This is a genomic window from Pseudomonas sp. P7779 (assembly GCF_013386315.1).
GTDB lineage: Bacteria > Pseudomonadota > Gammaproteobacteria > Pseudomonadales > Pseudomonadaceae > Aquipseudomonas.
Genome location: NZ_JACARZ010000037.1, coordinates 64,535 through 82,561 on the forward strand (window position 1 = coordinate 64,535; position 18,027 = coordinate 82,561).

Annotated in this window: 18 protein-coding genes and 1 other RNA gene; 11 read left to right on the top strand and 8 right to left on the bottom strand. The window is 61.0% G+C overall.

What is annotated here, in order from left to right:
- Positions 1 to 22 precede the first annotated feature (22 nt).
- The 4 genes from HX869_RS12330 to HX869_RS12345 are packed head-to-tail and all read right to left on the bottom strand — an operon-like array spanning position 23 to position 3,468.
- Positions 23 to 577 carry a membrane integrity-associated transporter subunit PqiC gene (locus HX869_RS12330; RefSeq protein WP_008434246.1) on the bottom strand — a complete coding sequence of 185 codons (555 nt, stop codon included), beginning with the start codon at positions 575 to 577 and terminating at the stop codon, positions 23 to 25.
- Positions 578 to 594: 17 nt separating this feature from the next.
- Positions 595 to 2,250, bottom strand: a complete 1,656-nt coding sequence (locus tag HX869_RS12335) for an intermembrane transport protein PqiB (RefSeq protein WP_177020460.1) — start codon at positions 2,248 to 2,250, stop codon at positions 595 to 597.
- Positions 2,231 to 2,875, bottom strand: a complete 645-nt coding sequence (locus tag HX869_RS12340) for a paraquat-inducible protein A (RefSeq protein ID WP_003216181.1) — start codon at positions 2,873 to 2,875, stop codon at positions 2,231 to 2,233. Before HX869_RS12340 ends, HX869_RS12335 begins: the two co-directional genes overlap by 20 nt.
- Positions 2,872 to 3,468, bottom strand: a complete 597-nt coding sequence (locus HX869_RS12345) for a paraquat-inducible protein A (protein WP_003216183.1) — start codon at positions 3,466 to 3,468, stop codon at positions 2,872 to 2,874. The genes HX869_RS12340 and HX869_RS12345 overlap by 4 nt, the downstream gene beginning before the upstream one ends.
- A gap of 179 nt (positions 3,469 to 3,647) precedes the next feature.
- On the opposite strand from HX869_RS12345, the gene HX869_RS12350 reads away from it, so the two are divergent.
- Both HX869_RS12350 and HX869_RS12355 read left to right on the top strand, forming a co-directional pair.
- Positions 3,648 to 4,292 (top strand): MBL fold metallo-hydrolase, encoded by a 645-nt coding sequence (locus HX869_RS12350; RefSeq protein WP_178903139.1) that lies wholly within the window; start codon positions 3,648 to 3,650, stop codon positions 4,290 to 4,292.
- A 218-nt stretch (positions 4,293 to 4,510) separates the two neighbouring features.
- Complete coding sequence (locus HX869_RS12355) at positions 4,511 to 5,281, top strand: OmpA family protein (RefSeq protein WP_032899265.1); 771 nt, start codon at positions 4,511 to 4,513, stop codon at positions 5,279 to 5,281.
- A 67-nt stretch (positions 5,282 to 5,348) separates the two neighbouring features.
- Here HX869_RS12355 and HX869_RS12360 read toward each other — a convergent pair whose 3' ends face one another.
- The 4 genes from HX869_RS12360 to HX869_RS12375 form a co-directional block, all read right to left on the bottom strand.
- On the bottom strand, positions 5,349 to 5,930 hold the full coding sequence (locus HX869_RS12360) for a BON domain-containing protein (protein ID WP_003216188.1): 582 nt from the start codon (positions 5,928 to 5,930) through the stop codon (positions 5,349 to 5,351).
- Entirely contained in the window at positions 5,927 to 6,520 is a 594-nt protein-coding gene (locus HX869_RS12365; protein WP_003216190.1) for a phosphoheptose isomerase, read from the bottom strand. Before HX869_RS12365 ends, HX869_RS12360 begins: the two co-directional genes overlap by 4 nt.
- Before the next feature lie 92 nt (positions 6,521 to 6,612).
- Positions 6,613 to 6,984 (bottom strand): YraN family protein, encoded by a 372-nt coding sequence (locus HX869_RS12370; RefSeq protein ID WP_076014393.1) that lies wholly within the window; start codon positions 6,982 to 6,984, stop codon positions 6,613 to 6,615.
- The gene (locus tag HX869_RS12375) at positions 6,984 to 8,795 is read right to left on the bottom strand and encodes a penicillin-binding protein activator (RefSeq protein WP_178903140.1); all 1,812 of its coding nucleotides are present in this window, start codon (positions 8,793 to 8,795) and stop codon (positions 6,984 to 6,986) included. Before HX869_RS12375 ends, HX869_RS12370 begins: the two co-directional genes overlap by 1 nt.
- Positions 8,796 to 8,971: 176 nt before the next feature.
- Here HX869_RS12375 and rsmI point away from each other — a divergent pair, with 176 nt between their 5' ends.
- From rsmI to mraY, 9 genes are all read left to right on the top strand, one after another.
- Complete coding sequence (rsmI, locus tag HX869_RS12380) at positions 8,972 to 9,877, top strand: 16S rRNA (cytidine(1402)-2'-O)-methyltransferase (RefSeq protein ID WP_161635740.1); 906 nt, start codon at positions 8,972 to 8,974, stop codon at positions 9,875 to 9,877.
- 95 nt (positions 9,878 to 9,972) lie between these two features.
- Positions 9,973 to 10,326: RNase P RNA component class A (gene rnpB, locus HX869_RS12385), an RNA gene on the top strand.
- A 355-nt stretch (positions 10,327 to 10,681) separates the two neighbouring features.
- A complete protein-coding gene (mraZ, locus tag HX869_RS12390; protein ID WP_003171868.1) occupies positions 10,682 to 11,137 on the top strand; it encodes a division/cell wall cluster transcriptional repressor MraZ in 456 nt (151 codons plus the stop codon).
- Positions 11,134 to 12,081, top strand: a complete 948-nt coding sequence (gene rsmH / locus HX869_RS12395) for a 16S rRNA (cytosine(1402)-N(4))-methyltransferase RsmH (RefSeq protein ID WP_003216201.1) — start codon at positions 11,134 to 11,136, stop codon at positions 12,079 to 12,081. The genes mraZ and rsmH overlap by 4 nt, the downstream gene beginning before the upstream one ends.
- Complete coding sequence (ftsL, locus tag HX869_RS12400; RefSeq protein ID WP_003216203.1) at positions 12,078 to 12,371, top strand: cell division protein FtsL; 294 nt, start codon at positions 12,078 to 12,080, stop codon at positions 12,369 to 12,371. The genes rsmH and ftsL overlap by 4 nt, the downstream gene beginning before the upstream one ends.
- Positions 12,371 to 14,113 (top strand): penicillin-binding protein 2, encoded by a 1,743-nt coding sequence (locus tag HX869_RS12405; protein ID WP_166742205.1) that lies wholly within the window; start codon positions 12,371 to 12,373, stop codon positions 14,111 to 14,113. Before ftsL ends, HX869_RS12405 begins: the two co-directional genes overlap by 1 nt.
- Positions 14,113 to 15,576: a UDP-N-acetylmuramoyl-L-alanyl-D-glutamate--2,6-diaminopimelate ligase gene (locus tag HX869_RS12410; protein ID WP_003216207.1), complete on the top strand. Its 1,464-nt coding sequence runs from the start codon at positions 14,113 to 14,115 to the stop codon at positions 15,574 to 15,576. The genes HX869_RS12405 and HX869_RS12410 overlap by 1 nt, the downstream gene beginning before the upstream one ends.
- Complete coding sequence (gene murF / locus HX869_RS12415) at positions 15,569 to 16,939, top strand: UDP-N-acetylmuramoyl-tripeptide--D-alanyl-D-alanine ligase (protein ID WP_177008739.1); 1,371 nt, start codon at positions 15,569 to 15,571, stop codon at positions 16,937 to 16,939. Before HX869_RS12410 ends, murF begins: the two co-directional genes overlap by 8 nt.
- Positions 16,939 to 18,021 (top strand): phospho-N-acetylmuramoyl-pentapeptide-transferase, encoded by a 1,083-nt coding sequence (gene mraY / locus HX869_RS12420; RefSeq protein ID WP_008434230.1) that lies wholly within the window; start codon positions 16,939 to 16,941, stop codon positions 18,019 to 18,021. Before murF ends, mraY begins: the two co-directional genes overlap by 1 nt.
- The last annotated feature ends 6 nt before the right edge of the window (positions 18,022 to 18,027 follow it).

Sequence of the window (18,027 nt, forward strand, 5' to 3'; positions counted from 1 at the left end):
GCTCGATCCCCTGGATCAATGTTTACCGCACGGCGGGGCACTCACTCGATGACTTGTCGGCGGCCTGGCTGAGCAGCGCGGCAAACCGCTTGACGTTGTTTTGCTGCGCGATCACCAGGTCATCAATGGTCGGGCCGGATGGCGACTGCACCACCGTGCGACACGTCAGCGGCGTGCGTTCGTCCGTGCCCGTCTGGCGAAGCCGCCATTTGACGTCGAGCAGGGCGTACTGCCCGGGGATCGAGTCAAAGCGCTGGACCTCAATGCGCACCGCCAGGTTTTTCCGGCTGCTGGCGAGTTGATCCACCAGCGCGCTGCGCAACTCATCCACCAGGCTGGCAGCCCACCATTGCGTCTCGAGAATGGCCACGCCGCTGTCACCCTGGCGGATGACAATCTGTGGCCTGTCGACCTGTGGCGGGACCGTGATGCTTTCAATCCGGATCTCGCCCCCCGCGGCCAATGACGCATTGCTGCGCTGCACCGGCGTCAGGGTATGAAATTGAATGGGCTCACTGCGGCACGCCGTCAGCAGCAGCAACCCGGTGAGCAGCGTGATCTTCAGCGGCAAAGCCATGGTGGTTGCTCCTGTGGTCATTTGCGCGGTGGCCCTTGCAGGTCGGAGGGCGCGGCGTTGTCGGGGCGACCGCGAATCAGTGATTCGGGATGGCGTGCCAGGTAGTCCGACAGCTCTCGCAGGGAGCGCGACATGCGGCTCAGTTCGTCCAGGGTCTGGGTCAACTGTTCCCGTTGCGGCGAATCCTCGGCCAGGGTCGAACTGGCGGATTGCAGGGTTTTACTCACGTCGGCCAGCGTGTTTTGCACCCCCGGCAGTGTCTTGGCGTTGAACTGGCCGAGACCCTTGCGCAGTTCCACCAGGCTGCCGTCGAGGTTGCCGGCAATTCGCTCGATCGGCAGCTGGTTGATCTTGTTGACGATGCCTTCGAGTTTTTCCTGCAGTTGTTCCAGGTTGCCGGGGATGGTCGGAATACTGACGGGGCGCAGGTTCGGGTCAAACACGACTTTGTCGGCCTTGGGGAAGAAGTCCAGGGCGATATAGAGCTGGCCAGTGAGCAGGTTGCCGCTGCGGGCCTGGGCGCGCAGGCCGTGTTCGATGAAGCTGCCCATCAGGCGCACACCGCCGGCTTCGTCGTTGGGGTCATGCTTCAAGACCGTGAGCATTTTGGTGTTGGCTTCGCCGAGGCGCTGCGGGTAGATCACGATGCCGACGTTGACCGGGAAGCTGCGTTTTTTCTCGTCGAAATCCAGGTTGATCGACACCACTTTGCCGAATTCGATACCCAGGAACTCCACTGGCGCACCCACCGTAAGCCCGCGCAAGGCCTGGTCGAACCGCAGGTTCAGGTATTGCGCCTTGCCATTGGGCGGGGCCAGCGCGGTTTGCTGGTCGGCGAACAGTTCATAGGAGTGTTCTTCGTCGGCCGGCTTGTCGTTGGGGCTGTAGGGCGGGGCGAGGAAGGCGATGCCGCCCACCAGCATGGACGACAAGGATTCGGTTTTCAGCGCAAACCCGTTGGCGCCGACACTCACATCAATCCCGCTGGCGTTCCAGAACCGGGTGTTCTCGGTGACGTAGGCGTCATTGGGTGCATGCACGAACACGTCGATGTTCACGCCCTTGCCGTCAGCGTCCAGGGCATAGGCCACCACCTGGCCAACGGGAATCTTGCGGTAGTACACGGGGGAGCCGATATCCAGCGAACCCAGGTCCTGGGTGTGCAGCGTGAAGCGCTTGCCCGGTTCGCCATAGGTAATGGGCGGCGGGTTTTCCAGGCCGGTGAACCGGTTGGCGCGGGTATCGGACTGGCCGATATCGGCGCCGATGTAATCCCCGGAGAGCAGCGTGTCGATACCGGAAACGCCACCGGCGCCGATACGTGGGCGCACCACCCAGAACTGCGAGTCTTCACGGGTGAAGCTTTCAGCCTGTTTGGACAGTTTGATCGTGGCGTTGACGCTTTTCTGATCGTCGCTCAACTCCACGTCAGTCACCTGGCCGATCACCACGTTGCGGTATTTCACGTCGGTCTTGTTGGCGGTCAGGCCGCTGCCGGTCTTGAAGGTAATGGTAATGCTCGGCCCTTGCTGAAGGATGCTGTGCACCACCAGCGAAATGCCCACCAGCACCGCGACAATCGGCACGATCCACACCAGCGAGACGCTGAAGCGCCGCGTCTTGATCGCAGGCGAGCCCGCAGGCTGCGGTTTGTCAGTGGTTTGCGACGCCATCCGGCATCTCCTCGTTGTGTGGGTTTTCCCAGATCAGGCGCGGGTCGAAACTCATGGCCGAGAGCATGGTGAAAACCACCACCAGGCCAAAGAACAGAATGCCCAGGCGCGGCTCGATGGTGCCCAGGGCCTGGAACCGCACCAGGGCGGCCACCAAGGCCACCACGATCACATCCAGCATCGACCAGTAGCCAATCACTTCGACGAAGCGAAACAGCTTCGAGCGCTCCTTGCGCGCCCACTGGTTATTGCGCTGCACAGTGACCAGCAGCAACGTCAATGCGACGAACTTGATACCCGGCACCGCGATGCTGGCGATGAAAATGATCAGGGCGATGTCCCAGGCGCCGTGCTGCCAGAACTCCAGCACGCCGCTCATGATGGTGCTGTCGGCGCCTGAGCCGAGCATCGAGGTGTTCATCACCGGCAGTAAGTTGGCGGGCACGTAAAACGCCAGCGCCGTCAGCATATAGGCCCAGGTACGGGTCAGCGAATGGACCTTGCGCCGGTGCAGCGGCGCGCCGCAACGCTCGCATTCGTCGGGCGCGGTGCTGACGTCGCAAGCCTGGCCGCAGCTGTGGCACAGGCACAGGTTCAGCTCGCTGGCGGTCGGTGGACGGCTCATAAGATGTCCCACAGGTCGCGAATATCACGCCCGGCAATGCGGATCAGCAACAGGCTGAGGGCGGCCAGGGCAAACAGGCCGGTGCCGGGCAATACATCCAGCATGCCGGCGAGTTTGAACACCGCCACCATGGCGCCCAGCAGGCAGACTTCGAGCATGCTCCAGGGCCGAAGCGCTTCGAGCCAGCGCATGCACAGCTTGAACGCCGGCGAGCGTTGGCCCTTCATCGCAAAGCCCAGCACCCAGATCAACAGCAGCAACTGGAACACCGGCGCGATGATGATGGAAATCGCCGCCACCAGCGCGATGAAGGTGATCGGGCCCTGGGCCAGTGCGACCACCGAATCCCATAACGTGGCGCTGCTTTTCAGGCCTTGCAGGCTGATGCTCATCACCGGGTAGAAGTTGGCGAAAATCCACAGCACGGTGGCGGTCAGGGTCAGGGCCAGGCGTTGTTCCACCGACAGCCCGTTATAACGCTGGAGTACACCTGCGCAGCGGGTGCAAAGGGTCTTCTGATGTTTGGCGAGCGTGACTTTTTCGTACACGCAATCGCAGTGTTCGCAGATGATCAATGGGCTGAGGGTCGCCATAAGTCCCACTCCATGCGCTATACGTTGCGCGTTGTATGACTGGCGCCAGAGTAGCTTAGCAGTTGCCGGGTTTGACAGCCGTGCGCTCGCGAGCGCTTTCGGATCGGGTGCAGGGTCGAACATACTGTGCGCCAGAATGCAGTACAAAAGAGTGTGCCTTTGAATTTGCAGGAATACCCATGAATATTCAGTCTCCCGCGCTGATCCGCGAAACGTTCCCGGTAGGCCCGTTGCAGTGCAACTGCACGATCATCGGCGACCCCGTCACCAAAAAAGCCATCGTCGTCGACCCGGGCGGCAACCATGAGCTGATCCTGGCGCGCCTCGATGCGCTGGGCCTGAAAGTGGTCAGCATTATTCACACCCACGCTCATCTCGATCACTTCCTGGCCTCCGGGCAGTTGAAGGAAAAAACCGGCGCTACCCTGCACCTGCACAAGGAAGACCAGTTTCTGTGGGACAACCTGGAAATGCAGTGCCAGATGTTCCGCGTGCCTTACACGCCAGTGCCGTCGCCGGATCGTTGGCTGGAGGATGAAGAAGAGCTGGCCTGTGGTTGCGGGGTTGCCTTGCATACACCTGGACACACACCCGGCTCGATGAGTTTCTGGTTCGCCGATGCGAAGTTGCTGATTGCCGGCGATACCCTGTTTCGGCGCGGCGTGGGCCGTACGGATTTGTGGGGCGGTGACCAGGCGATCATCGTGCGCTCGATCAAGCAACGGCTCTACACTCTGGATGAAGCGGCGGTGGTGGTGACAGGGCACGGTCCGGATACGCGCCTGGGAGATGAAATGCGTGAGAATCCGTTTGTCCGCGCGTGAAGGAAAATGTGGGTAGTTTTTCGGATACCAAGTGGCAACTATCAGACGAAACATATAGAGAAAATGACAATTACCGTTCAGGAAGTCTCTGCTAGGGTTTGAGTGTGGCCGGGCTTGTGTGGAGATGGAATTTTTACCGTTTGTCGTGTTCCAAGCTCGGCACAGGTCCAATGCCAATGTCCTCTGCATCACCGAATGCAAAAGTAGGAGCTTCCTTCATGTTCACTTCTCGTCGTCTGCTTGTTGTTGCTACTGCCGTAGCCCTGTTGTCGGGCTGCGCTTCACCTAATCCTTATGACGGCAGCCAGGCACAGGGTGGTGGCTCTTCCGGTGTGAGCAATACCGCCAAGTATGGTGGCCTGGGCGCCCTGGCTGGTGCGTTGGCGGGTGCAGCCATCGACCACAACAACCGCGGCAAGGGTGCGCTGATCGGCGCTGCCGTCGCCGGTATCGGTGGTGCGGGCTACGGTTACTACGCCGACCAGCAGGAAAAGAAACTGCGTGCCAGCATGGCCAACACCGGTGTCGAAGTGCAGCGCCAGGGCGACCAGATCAAGCTGATCATGCCGGGTAACATCACCTTCGCCACCAACTCGGATGCGATCTCCAGCAGCTTCTACACGCCGCTGAACAACTTGGCGAACTCGCTGAAGCAGTTCAACCAGAACACCATCCAGATCGTTGGCTACACCGACAGCACCGGCAGCCGCCAGCTCAACATGGACCTGTCCCAGCGTCGTGCGCAGAGCGTGGCCAATTACCTGACCTCCCAAGGTGTCAGCCCGACCAACCTGAGTGCCCGCGGTGCCGGCCCGGATAACCCGATCGCCAGCAACGCCGACGTCAATGGCCGTGCCCAGAACCGTCGTGTGGAGGTCAACCTGGGCCCGATCCCTGGCCAGCAGTACGGTCAGCCGGCCGCCCAGCAGCAACAGGCGCCGCAGCAGAACAACCAGTTCCAGGGCAACCCGTACCAGCAGTACCAGTAACCTGTAGTCAATAAAAAGGGCGCCGTGCAATCCATGCACGGCGCCCTTTTTTGTGGCTGACGATAAATCAGTCGATGTATTCGAACAGCTTCACGATCTTCTGTACGCCGGACACACTTTGTACCAAGTTGGCGGCGCGGGTGGCTTCTGCCTGGGTCAGCAGGCCCATCATGTAGACGATGCCGTTGTCGGTGACGATCTTGATCCGAGAGCCGGGAATGGCGCTGTCGGTCAGCATCTGGGTCTTGATCTTGGTGGTCAGCAGGGCGTCGTTGCTGATTGCCAGCAGGGTGATCGGGTCCATCACCTGCAGTTCGTTGTGAACTTTCTTGACCCGCTGCACAGTGGCGGCAGCTTGTTCAGCCTGGGCCTTCAAGTCGGCACGCGGGGTTTGGCCGGTGAGCAGCACCACGCCGTTGAAGCTGACGACCACGATGCGCGACGCGCCGTTGCCCAGGTCTGGAGCGGCCTTGGACACGTTGACGGAAACCTTGGTCTCGATCAGTGAGTCATCGATTTTGCTGCCGAAAGTGCGGGTGCCTTTATCGTCCTGGATGGGCGTGTCGCGGCTCGCTTCGATTACCGAGCTGCAGCCGCTGATGCCTAGGCACAGCGTGATTGCCAATAGGCTAAGGCGTTTAACGGTCATTCTTCACTCCCGAACAGTTGGCTGTCGATCAGATCGCACAGGCAGTGGATCGCCAGCAGGTGGACTTCCTGGATACGTGCGGTGACATTGGCCGGGACGCGGATTTCCACGTCTTCGGGCAACAGCAGCGAGGCCATGCCGCCGCCGTCGCGTCCGGTCAATGCTACGACAATCATTTCACGATCATGTGCGGCCTGGATCGCTTGAATAATATTCGCCGAGTTACCGCTGGTGGAGATCGCCAGCAGGACGTCCCCCGGCTGGCCAAGGGCGCGAATCTGTTTGGAGAAGATTTCGTTGTAGCTGTAGTCGTTGGCGATCGAGGTGATCGTCGAGGTGTCGGTGGTCAGGGCGATGGCCGGCAGGCTCGGGCGCTCACGCTCGAAGCGGTTGAGCAGCTCGGAGGAGAAATGCTGGGCATCGCCGGCCGAACCGCCGTTGCCGCACGAAAGCATTTTGCCTTCGTTGAGCAAGGCGTTGACCATGACCTGACTGGCTTGCTCGATGTGCGGTGCAAGTACGTCCATCGCCTGTTGCTTGGTATCGATACTGGCCTGGAAAAGCTGGCGAATTCGGGATTGCATGTCCATCTGTGTGACCTTAAGTAGCGCGGCTGTTTGGCACAGGAATGTGCAGCCCGCAAAGCAAAGAGCAAAAGTGTGCGGTGTAGATGTCCTGCGAATCAGCTGTCAAAGGCATCTTGCAGCCAGTTCAGATCGGCTGTTCCCCGGGGAGTGCTTTCTATGGCAACCACATCGAAACGGCAGGGATGATCGGCCCAGCGACGCTCCTTGAGCAGGAAAAACTGCGCGGCGAGTATCAACTTCTGGCGCTTGCGCCCGTCGATACTGGCGAGCGCGCCACCCCATTGTGCGTGTTTTCTGTAGCGGACTTCGACAAATACTACTGTATCGCCGTCAAGCATGACCAGATCAAGCTCGCCGCGTTTGCATAACCAGTTCTGCGCCAGGAGGCGCAGACCTTGTTGTTGCAGGTACTCGAGAGCTTGAAGTTCGGCGTCCTTGCCGCTTTGTGCGCTTGACCGCTCGGGCATCAGCGCGGGGTATCAGGCAGGCGCTGGATCTCGCCACCGACGAACTTCGCCCATGGCATCTGGCGGTCGACACGCTGATTGGCGCTGACACCCAGGTTGCCCGACAGGCCGTCGACACGAGTGTCCGGCAGTGCCTTGAGCTGCCCCAGGCGCGGCGCCAGGCGGTAGGCATCCACACCCATCGCGTACAGGCGGCCAAGGCTGCCGTTGGCTTGTGGCCATTGGGCGGCGACCTGGTTGCGCAGCGGGTCGGTGGTGTTCAGCAGCCAAGGGGTTTCGCAGAACATCACGTTGGTCATGTCCAGGTACTGGTTCTTGTCGCCACTGGCGCTGAACACGTGGGACGTCGCATACACCGGCACGTCGCCAGCGTATTGGAAGTTCAGGGTCGGCTTGATCTGCTGGGCCAGTTGCGGAGTCACGGCCAGGAAGATGAACTCGATGTCCTGGCGGCGCGATGGCTGGGCGGAAACATCCGAACCTACCGTGCTTTGCAGGCTCTTGGCGCGGCCTTCGCTCTTGCGCAGCTGGAACAGGTCGGCAATCTGCTGGGCCAGGGCTACCGGCTGGTCAACGTACTCGACGCCCACCACGGTGCCGCCATTGGCTTCCCAATCCTGACGGAATGCCTTGTAGACGCGCTCGCCCCATTCGCCTTTCGGCACCATGGCGGCGGCGCGGTGCAGGCCATCGGCGCGAGCACGACGGGACACTTCACGTGCTTCGTCTTCAGCGGCCAGGCCAAACTGGAACAGTTGCGCCGGGTTCTGGTCGGCTTCGCTGTAGTTCAGGGCCAGGGTGGTGATCGGCAATTGCGGGCGTGCGCTGAGTTGCTTGACCAGCGGTTTCTCCAACGGGCCGACCACCAGTTGCACGCCGGAGGCCTGGGCCTTGGCGTAGAAGTCGTCGATGGAGGTCAGGCGCGAGCTGTCGTAGAACTCGATCACCGGCGGCTTCTGCCCGGCTTGTTCAGCCTGGTAGTGCGCGGCCATGAAGCCTTCGCGCAGCGCCTTGGCAACGCCGGCCAGCGGACCTTCCTGCGGCAGCAGCAGGGCGATCTTGTTCAGCGGCTGGCTGGCCAGCTCCTTGAGCTTGGTCAGCGGCTGCGGCAATTGCGAGGCTGCCGGGTGGCCAGGGTTCTGGGCGCGCCAGGTGTCGATGGCCGCCTGCTGTTGCTCCAGAGTGCCGGCGCCCTTGACTGCCTGGGCCAGGCTGATCCAGCCGTCCAGCGTCGGGTTGCCGCTGGCTTGCAGCTGATCGGCAGGCAAGGCGGCAATCAGTGCCCAGATGGCTTCGTGGTTGCTGTTGTAGGCATCGCCCGTCAGCAGCGGGGCCATGGCGACGCGCTCGCGGGCGGCGGCCAGGGTCTGGCCGTCGGCCTCATAGGCGCGGGCATGCACGGTGCCCGTGCGGATCTGCTGTTCAGGCGGCAGTTCCTTGAGGCTTTGCAGGCTCGGGTGATTCAAGGCCGTCAACGCTGCCTTGGGCTGGTTGCGGGCCATCGCCAGTTCAGCCGACAGGGTGCTGGCAAATACCTGCGCCGCCGGTTTCAGGACGTCCAGTGGCACCTGGGCAAGAATCTGCGCCGAGCGTCCCGGATTGTTTTGGTGGAACGCCAGGTCAGCCGCACTCAAGCGCAACAGCGCGGCTTTTTCCGGAGTCTTGGAAGAAGTCGCCTGTTCGAGCAGTTGCTCGATGCTGGCATCCGGAGTCCGGGGGAGGTCGCCAAGGCTGGACGAGGGCGAGCTGGCGCAAGCCGCCAACAGGGCAGCGAGGCAGAGGGCAGAGAACAGCCGCAGGCAAGCGATCATGTAAGTGTTCCTGATACCGATCAAATTAGCGTGGAATTGTACCCAAGCACTGGCCGGGGCGCGATGTTACTGGCGTGAAACCGTCTATTTAGGTCGTGTAAATGTTGCAGGACCCAATAGGCGGCTGAAATCGAACCCGCCCCGAGGGCATATATTCAAGGCGTCTACGCGCTACAATGTGGCTTTTGCCAACCATCGAGGTGTGCGTTTTGACTGCTCCAGGTCCTTTGAATTCCACTGCAGGCTCGCTTTTTGTCGTGGCGACGCCCATTGGCAACCTGGACGACATCAGTGCGCGTGCGCTGAAAGTGTTGCGCGACGTAAAACTGATCGCGGCTGAAGACACTCGGCACTCCCAGCGGTTGATGCAGCATTTCGGTATTCCGACCCCCTTGGCCGCCTGTCACGAACACAACGAGCGTGAAGAAGGCAGTCGTTTTATCACTCGTTTGTTGGCGGGTGATGACGTGGCGTTGATCTCGGATGCGGGTACGCCGCTGATTTCCGACCCTGGCTATCATCTGGTTCGCCAGGCGCGGGCGGCTGGTATCAATGTAGTGCCTGTTCCGGGAGCGTGCGCGCTGATTGCTGCATTGTCTGCTGCCGGCTTGCCGTCGGACCGGTTTATCTTCGAAGGCTTCCTGCCTGCCAAGGCCGTCGGGCGCCGGGCGCGCCTGGAACTGGTAAAGGAAGAGCCACGCACGCTGATCTTCTACGAAGCCCCGCACCGCATCCTTGAGTGCCTGCAGGATATGGAGCTGGTGTTCGGCGGCGATCGCCTGGCACTGCTGGCGCGGGAAATCACCAAGACCTTCGAAACCCTCAAGGGCTTGCCGCTGCAGGAACTGCGCGAATTTGTCGAGGGCGACAGCAATCAGCAGCGCGGCGAGTGCGTGGTGCTGGTAGCCGGCTGGTCGGCGCCGGAAAGCGAAGATGCCGTGGGCAGCGAGGCAATGCGCATTCTTGACCTGCTGCTCAAGGAGATGCCATTGAAGCGCGCCGCTGCATTGGCCGCGGAAATAACCGGCGTACGCAAGAACGTCCTGTATCAAGTGGCGCTGGATAAACAAAAGGGCGAATAGTTCCGGGTTCTAACCTGCACTCCGTCTGAACATGATGGCATTAGTGTCTTTTAATACTTGTTCTAACGCCGCCGTGCCGTTAACCTGCGCGGCGGAGAGTCGATTGGACAGTCGCTGCCTTCTATGAAAATTAGAGGGGGGAGGAAAGTCCGGGCTCCATAGGGCGAAGTGCCAGGTAATGCCTGGGAGGCGTGAGCCTACGGAAAGTGCCACAGAAAATAACCGCCTAAGTACTTCGGTACCGGTAAGGGTGAAAAGGTGCGGTAAGAGCGCACCGCACGACTGGCAACAGTTCGTGGCTAGGTAAACCCCACTTGGAGCAAGACCAAATAGGGTCCCAAGGCGTGGCCCGCGCTGGGACCGGGTAGGTTGCTAAAGATGTCCAGTGATGGCCATCGTAGACGAATGACTGTTCAAGACAGAACCCGGCTTACAGATCGACTCTCCACCTTTTTTCCTTCTGTCCGAATCTCGGGCAGGAACCTGGTAGTAACGCGAGAATCCCTCCCTGCTGAATCGTCAGCAGATGCGTCTTCGTAATACCGAAAAAATCTTACTCTTAATAAATTACTTTAACTTTAAGCCTTAGCTCTTTGAGCTATTTGGTGTTGTTGAGTCAAAATCGCCGTCAAACTCTCGTTTCTCCTCCCTTTACCTTCCTAAATCTCCGTTCTGTAAGGCTTTTCCTTGAATCCGCGCCTTGACGGTGTGGTGGGCGCATTCCTATAGTGTGCGCAAGTGGCGGAAAGTGGCACAAAGTGGGTTTTTTGAACGTAAAACGCTAAAATTTGGAGAAACGCATCTGTGTTTCGCGGAGCTAACGCTATCAGTCTCGATGCAAAAGGCCGTCTCGCCATGCCGAGCCGGTATCGTGACGAGCTCATTTCGCGAAGTTCCGGGCAATTAATCATCACCATCGATGCCGTTGATCCCTGTTTATGTGTGTACCCGCTCGATGAGTGGGAGCTGATTGAAACCAAGTTGCGTGCACTGCCTTCACTGCGTGAAGAGAACCGCCGCCTGCAACGCTTGCTGATTGGTAATGCCGTCGACCTCGAACTCGATGGCAGTGGTCGTTTCCTGGTTCCACCGCGTCTGCGCGAATACGCCAAATTGGACAAGCGCGCGATGCTGGTAGGCCAACTGAACAAGTTCCAATTGTGGGACGAAGATGCCTGGGATGCTGTTTCTGCAGCTGACCTGGCTGCTATTCAACAACCGGGCGCCATGCCTGATGAACTGCGTGATTTGATCCTGTGACTATTGATAGCGGCTTTAACCACATCACCGTACTGCTTGACGAAGCCGTTGAGGCTCTCGCCGTACGCGCGGATGGCTGCTATTTGGATGGCACCTTCGGCAGGGGCGGGCACAGTCGGCTGATCCTCAGCCAGCTGGGTCCGGACGGTAAGCTCCTCGGGTTCGACAAAGACCCTCAAGCGATTGCCACCGGGCAAGCGCTAGCGGCCGAAGACGGCCGCTTTGTCGTTGTGCAGCGCAGCTTTGCCGAGCTCGGTGCAGAAGTCGCCGAACGTGGCATGGCGGGCAAGGTGGCCGGGGTTCTGCTGGACCTGGGCGTGTCTTCCCCACAGCTGGACGACCCTGAGCGCGGCTTCAGTTTCATGAACGACGGCCCGCTGGACATGCGCATGGACCCAAGCCGTGGCATCAGCGCCGCGCAGTTCATCGCTACCGCTCCCCACGAAGAAATCACCCGCGTGTTCAAGGAATACGGCGAAGAGCGCTTCGCTGGCCGCATGGCGCGTGCCGTGGTCGAACGCCGGGAAATCCAGCCGTTCGAGCGCACGGCCGACCTGGCTGAAGTGCTGAAAGTCGCCAACCCTGCATGGGAAAAGGGCAAGAACCCGGCAACCCGTGCGTTCCAGGGCCTGCGTATTCACGTCAACAACGAATTGGGCGACCTGGAAGCCGGCCTCGAAGCCGCCCTGGAAGCCCTGGAAGTGGGTGGTCGCCTGGTGGTGATCAGCTTCCACTCCCTGGAAGACCGCATCGTCAAATTGTTCATGCGTCGCCTGGTCAAGGGCGAGTCCGACAACCTGCCGCGCAACCTGCCGGTGCGTTACGAAGCTTTTGTGCCGAAAATCAAAATCCATGGCAAAGCGCAGTTCGCTTCCGAAGCCGAACTCAAGGCCAACCCACGTGCCCGTAGCGCTGTCATGCGCGTTGCGGAGAAGTTGCGGTGAGCAAGCTTTTCGCCAAGCCCCTCCCGGGCGGCAGCTTCTTTATGTTGCTGCTATTTGTTGGCGTGCTGGTGTCCGCGATTGCGGTGTCCTACAGCGCCCATTACAACCGCCAACTGCTCAATACCCTGTACGGGGAATTGAGCGTGCGCGACAAGGCGCAGGCGGAGTGGGGCCGGTTGATCCTCGAGCAAAGTACCTGGACGGCCCACAGCCGCATCGAAGTGCTGGCCACTGAACAACTGAAGATGCACATCCCGGGCGCTGCAGAAGTTCGCATGGTGGCGCCATGATGAAACTCGAGGGCGCACTCTACCCGTGGCGTTTCCGCGTAGTGCTGGGGTTGCTGGCACTGATGGTGGGCGCGATTGCCTGGCGGATTATCGACCTGCAAGTGGTGGACCGTGACTTCCTGATCGGCCAGGGCGATGCCCGTAGCCTGCGGCATATCCCGATTCCTGCACACCGCGGCCTGATCACCGACCGTAACGGCGAGCCCCTGGCCGTCAGTACCCCGGTGACCACCCTGTGGGCCAATGCCAAGGAAATGCAGACCGCCAAGGACAAATGGCCGGAACTGGCTGCCGCCCTGGGCCAGGACCCGAAAGCCCTGAGCGAACGCCTCGAAGCCCAGGCCAATAAAGAATTCATCTACCTGGTTCGCGGGCTCACCCCCGAACAAGGCCAGCAAGTACTCGACCTTAAAGTCCCCGGTGTCTACGGCATCGAGGAATTTCGGCGTTTCTACCCGGCCGGCGAAACCACCGCCCATATGGTGGGTTTCACCGACATTGATGATCACGGTCGCGAAGGCGTGGAACTCGCCTACGACGAATGGCTGGCCGGGGTTCCCGGCAAACGACAGGTCATCAAGGATCGGCGCGGCAGACTGATCAAGGATGTCCAGGTCACCAAAAACGCCAAGGCCGGTAAGCCCTTGGCGTTGTCGATTGACCTGCGCCTGCAATACCTGGCCAACCGTGAGCTGCGTAACGCGATCATCGAGAACGGTGCGAAAGCCGGCAGCCTGGTGATCATGGACGTGAAGACCGGCGAGATTCTCGCCATGGTCAACCAGCCGACCTACAACCCCAACAACCGTCGCAACCTGCAACCGGCGATGATGCGCAACCGCGCCATGATCGACGTGTTCGAGCCGGGTTCGACCATGAAAGCCATTTCCATGAGTGCCGCCCTGGAAACCGGGCGCTGGAAACCGGCCGATAAGGTCGAGGTTTACCCGGGCACATTGCAGCTGGGCAAATACACCATTCGTGACGTGTCGCGCACCGAAGGTCCGGTGCTGGATTTGACAGGTATCCTGATCAACTCCAGTAACGTGGGCATGAGTAAAGTCGCCTTCGATATCGGCGGCGAAGCCATCTACCACCTCGCGCAGAAAGTCGGCCTGGGGCAACCCACCGGCCTGGACTTCCCGGGCGAACGTGTGGGTAACCTGCCGAACTACCGTGACTGGAAAAAAGCCGAGACTGCCACGCTTTCCTACGGTTATGGCCTGTCGGTGACAGCCATCCAGCTGGCCCATGCCTTCTCGGTGCTGGCCAACAACGGCCGCATGGTGCCGCTGAGCCTGATCCACCTGGACGAGGCACCGCCTGCGACCCAGGTGATCCCGGAAAACGTCGCCAAGACCATGCAAGGCATGCTGCAACAAGTGATCGAAGCACCGCGTGGCGTGTTCCGTGCCCAGGTGCCGGCGTATCACGTGGCAGGCAAGTCCGGTACCGCGCGTAAAACCGCCGTGGGTACCAAGGGCTACGCCGAAAACTCGTACCGCTCGCTGTTCGCAGGCTTCGGCCCGATGAGCGATCCGCGCTACGCCATCGTAGTGGTGATCGATGAGCCGAGCAAAGCCGGTTACTTCGGTGGCCTGGTATCGGCGCCGGTGTTCAGCAAGGTGATGTCCGGGACGTTGCGCCTGATGAACATCACGCCGGACAACCTGCCGGCTACCCAACAAGCGAACGCCGGCCCGCCGGCCGCTGCTGTAAAAGCCAATGGAGGGCGCGGCTGATGTCTCTGAGCCTGAACAAGATTTTTGCCCACGCCGGCCGCGATCTGCTGATTCGCGAGTTGACCCTGGACAGCCGTAATGTGCGTGCCGGCGACCTGTTCCTGGCAGTGCCGGGTGGCAAGTTCGACGGCCGTGACCATATCGCCGACGCGCTGCAACGCGGCGCTGCGGCAGTGGCCTATGAAGTGGAAGGCGCCACCGTGCTGCCGATCACCGACGTGCCTTTGATTCCGGTCAAGGGCCTGGCTGCGCAATTGTCGGACATCGCCGGGCGCTTTTATGGCGACCCGAGCCGCACCCTGAACCTGGTGGGCGTGACCGGTACCAACGGCAAGACCAGCGTGACCCAACTGGTCGCCCAGGCGCTTGACCTGCTGGGTCAGCATTGCGGCATCGTGGGCACCCTGGGCACCGGTTTCTACGGAGCGCTGCAAAGCGGGCTGCACACCACGCCTAACCCGATTGCCGTGCAAGCGACCCTGGCCGACCTGAAAAAGGCCGGTGCCAAGGCGGTTGCCATGGAAGTCTCGTCCCACGGTCTGGACCAGGGGCGCGTGACTGCCCTGGCGTTCGACGTGGCGGTGATGACCAACCTGTCCCGCGATCACCTGGATTACCACGGGACCATGGAGGCCTACGCCGCCACCAAGGCCCGGCTGTTTGCCTGGAATGACCTGAAGTGCCGGGTGGTCAACCTGGACGACGAATTCGGTCGCCAACTGGCCGCCGCCCAAGGCGACGGTCGCCTGATCAGCTACAGCCTGGAAGACTCCAGCGCCTACCTGTATTGCCGTGAAGCCACCTTTGATGACGAAGGCGTGCGCGCCACGCTGGTTACGCCACAGGGCGAGCACCATTTGCGCAGCACCTTGCTCGGGCGTTTCAACCTGAGCAACGTATTGGCCGCCGTCGGTGCCTTGCTTGGCCTGGATTACGCCCTCGACGAAATCCTGCGGGTGTTGCCGAAGCTGGAAGGCCCGGCCGGTCGCATGCAACGCCTCGGCGGCGGCACCCAGCCGCTGGTGGTGGTCGATTACGCCCACACGCCGGACGCCCTGGAAAAAATCCTGCAGGCCCTGCGTCCCCACGCCAAGGGCAAGTTGCTGTGCCTGTTCGGCTGTGGCGGTGACCGCGATCGCGGCAAGCGCCCGTTGATGGCGGAAATCGTCGAGCGACTGGCCGACGGTGTGCTCGTCACTGACGACAACCCGCGCAGCGAAGACCCAAGCCAGATTTTCGATGACATTCGTGTCGGCTTTAAAGATGCGTCCAAGGCGACGTTCGTTGCCGGTCGCGGTGCAGCCATCGCCCAATTGATCGCCGGCGCAAGTGCTGACGACGTGGTGGTGCTGGCCGGTAAAGGTCACGAGGACTATCAGGAAATCAACGGCGAACGCCACGCCTTCTCCGATCTGGTCGAGGCTGATCACGCCCTGACCGCGTGGGAGGTGGCCCATGCTTAAGCCGCTTAAATTCAGCGAACTGACCCAGGCCTTGTCGGCCCGCGTGCTGTCGGCTGATTGCAGCTTTGATGGCGTCAGCATCGACAGCCGGACGATCAAGCCCGGGCAACTGTTTGTCGCCTTGGCCGGCCCGAGTTTCGATGGCCATGACTACCTCAATGACGTCGCTGCCAAAGGCGCTGTCGGCGCTCTGGTGCAGCGCGAAGTCGCTGACTCGACGCTGCCACAATTGCTGGTCGCCGACACCCGCCTGGCCCTCGGCCAACTGGGGGCGCTGAACCGTGCCGCCTTCACCAAGCCTGTTGCGGCGATCACCGGTTCCAGCGGCAAGACCACGGTCAAGGAACTGCTGGCCGGCATCCTGCGCACGCGCGGCCCGGTCCTGGCGACCCGTGGCAACCTGAACAATGACTTCGGCGCTCCGCTGACCCTGCTCGAACTGGCCCCGGAACACACGGCGGCCGTCATTGAGCTGGGTGCTTCGCGCATCGGCGAAATCGCCTACACCGTGGCCATGACCAAGCCTCATGTCGCGGTGATCAGCAACGCCGGTACTGCCCACGTCGGCGAGTTTGGCGGCCCTGAAAAGATCGTAGAAGCCAAGGGCGAAATCATCGAAGGCCTCGACGCATCCGGCACTGCCGTGCTGAACCTCGATGACAAGGCCTTCGAAACCTGGCGTGTCCGTGCCGCCGGTCGCAAGGTGTTGAGCTTCGCGGTGCACAACGCCGCTGCCGATTTCCATGCCTCGAATATCAAGGCCGACGCCCGTGGCTGCCCGTCCTTCACCCTGCATACCCCGCAAGGTGACGAGCACGTACAACTGAACCTGCTGGGCAACCACAACGTCGCCAATGCCCTGGCTGCCGCCGCCGCCGCCCACGTGCTGGGCGTGTCGTTGTTTGGCATCGCCACCGGCCTTGGCGCCGTGCAACCGGTCAAGGGCCGTACCGTCGCGCAACTGGCCAGCAACGGCATGCGCGTGATTGATGACACCTACAACGCCAACCAGTCCTCGATCTGTGCCGCCATCGACCTGCTGACCAGCTTCGACGGTCGCAAGGTGCTGGTGCTGGGGGATATCGCCGAGCTGGGCGAGTGGGCCGAACAGTCTCACCGTGAAGTCGGCGCGTACGCCGCCGGCAAGGTCGATGCCCTGTACGCCGTTGGCCCGAACATGCTGCACGCCGTGGACACCTTCGGGCCGGGCGCCAGGCATTTCGCCAGCCAGGCCGAACTGATCCAGGCACTGAGTGCGGCTGAACAAGACAAACACACCACTATTTTGATCAAGGGATCGCGCAGCGCGGTGATGGAAAACGTCGTCGCGGCCTTGTGTGGCTCAAGTACGGAGAAACATTAATGCTGCTGCTGCTGGCTGAGTATCTGCAACAGTTCCACAAAGGCTTCGCGGTCTTTCAGTACCTGACCCTGCGCGGGATTCTGGGTGTGCTGACCGCGCTGTCGTTGTCGCTGTTCCTCGGGCCATGGATGATCCGTACCCTGCAAAACCTGCAAATCGGCCAGTCGGTGCGCAACGACGGCCCGCAGTCGCACCTGTCCAAGTCCGGCACCCCGACCATGGGCGGTGCGTTGATCCTGTCGTCCATCGGCATCAGTACGCTGCTGTGGGCTGACCTGCATAACCGTTATGTCTGGACCGTGCTGCTGGTGACCCTGCTGTTCGGCGCCATCGGTTGGGTAGATGACTACCGCAAGGTGATCGAGAAGAACTCCAAGGGGCTGCCTAGCCGCTGGAAGTATTTCTGGCAGTCGGTGTTCGGCCTCGGCGCGGCGATCTTCCTGTTCATGACTGCGCCAAGCGCGGTGGAAACCACCCTGATCATCCCGATGCTCAAGGACGCCAGCATTCCACTGGGCGTCGGCTTCGTGGTGCTGACCTACTTCGTGATCGTCGGCTCCAGCAACGCGGTCAACCTGACGGACGGCCTCGACGGCCTGGCGATCATGCCGACGGTGATGGTGGGCGGCGCCCTCGGCATCTTCTGCTACCTGTCGGGTAACGTGAAATTCGCTGAATACCTGCTGATCCCGTATGTACCGGGCGCAGGCGAACTGATTGTGTTCTGCGGCGCGTTGATCGGTGCGGGCCTGGGCTTCCTGTGGTTCAACACCTACCCCGCACAAGTCTTCATGGGCGACGTCGGCGCACTGGCGCTGGGCGCGGCCCTGGGCACCATCGCGGTGATCGTCCGCCAGGAAATCGTCCTGTTCATCATGGGCGGTGTGTTCGTGATGGAAACCCTGTCGGTGGTGATCCAGGTTGCCTCCTTCAAATTGACCGGGCGCCGAGTATTCCGCATGGCGCCGATTCACCACCACTTTGAACTCAAGGGCTGGCCTGAGCCGCGGGTGATTGTCCGTTTCTGGATTATCACCGTGATTCTGGTTCTGTTCGGCCTTGCCACCCTGAAACTGAGGTAGAAACGA

Excerpts from the sequence above, each read along its gene's own strand:
- HX869_RS12330 (WP_008434246.1), bottom strand. The coding sequence starts at position 577 with ATGGCTTTGCCGCTGAAGATCACGCTGCTCACCGGGTTGCTGCTGCTG.
- HX869_RS12335 (WP_177020460.1), bottom strand. The coding sequence starts at position 2,250 with ATGGCGTCGCAAACCACTGACAAACCGCAGCCTGCGGGCTCGCCTGCG.
- HX869_RS12340 (WP_003216181.1), bottom strand. The coding sequence starts at position 2,875 with ATGAGCCGTCCACCGACCGCCAGCGAGCTGAACCTGTGCCTGTGCCAC.
- HX869_RS12345 (WP_003216183.1), bottom strand. The coding sequence starts at position 3,468 with ATGGCGACCCTCAGCCCATTGATCATCTGCGAACACTGCGATTGCGTG.
- HX869_RS12350 (WP_178903139.1), top strand. The coding sequence starts at position 3,648 with ATGAATATTCAGTCTCCCGCGCTGATCCGCGAAACGTTCCCGGTAGGC.
- HX869_RS12355 (WP_032899265.1), top strand. The coding sequence starts at position 4,511 with ATGTTCACTTCTCGTCGTCTGCTTGTTGTTGCTACTGCCGTAGCCCTG.
- HX869_RS12360 (WP_003216188.1), bottom strand. The coding sequence starts at position 5,930 with ATGACCGTTAAACGCCTTAGCCTATTGGCAATCACGCTGTGCCTAGGC.
- HX869_RS12365 (WP_003216190.1), bottom strand. The coding sequence starts at position 6,520 with ATGGACATGCAATCCCGAATTCGCCAGCTTTTCCAGGCCAGTATCGAT.
- HX869_RS12370 (WP_076014393.1), bottom strand. The coding sequence starts at position 6,984 with ATGCCCGAGCGGTCAAGCGCACAAAGCGGCAAGGACGCCGAACTTCAA.
- HX869_RS12375 (WP_178903140.1), bottom strand. The coding sequence starts at position 8,795 with ATGATCGCTTGCCTGCGGCTGTTCTCTGCCCTCTGCCTCGCTGCCCTG.
- rsmI (WP_161635740.1), top strand. The coding sequence starts at position 8,972 with ATGTGGCTTTTGCCAACCATCGAGGTGTGCGTTTTGACTGCTCCAGGT.
- HX869_RS12405 (WP_166742205.1), top strand. The coding sequence starts at position 12,371 with ATGAAACTCGAGGGCGCACTCTACCCGTGGCGTTTCCGCGTAGTGCTG.
- HX869_RS12410 (WP_003216207.1), top strand. The coding sequence starts at position 14,113 with ATGTCTCTGAGCCTGAACAAGATTTTTGCCCACGCCGGCCGCGATCTG.
- murF (WP_177008739.1), top strand. The coding sequence starts at position 15,569 with ATGCTTAAGCCGCTTAAATTCAGCGAACTGACCCAGGCCTTGTCGGCC.
- mraY (WP_008434230.1), top strand. The coding sequence starts at position 16,939 with ATGCTGCTGCTGCTGGCTGAGTATCTGCAACAGTTCCACAAAGGCTTC.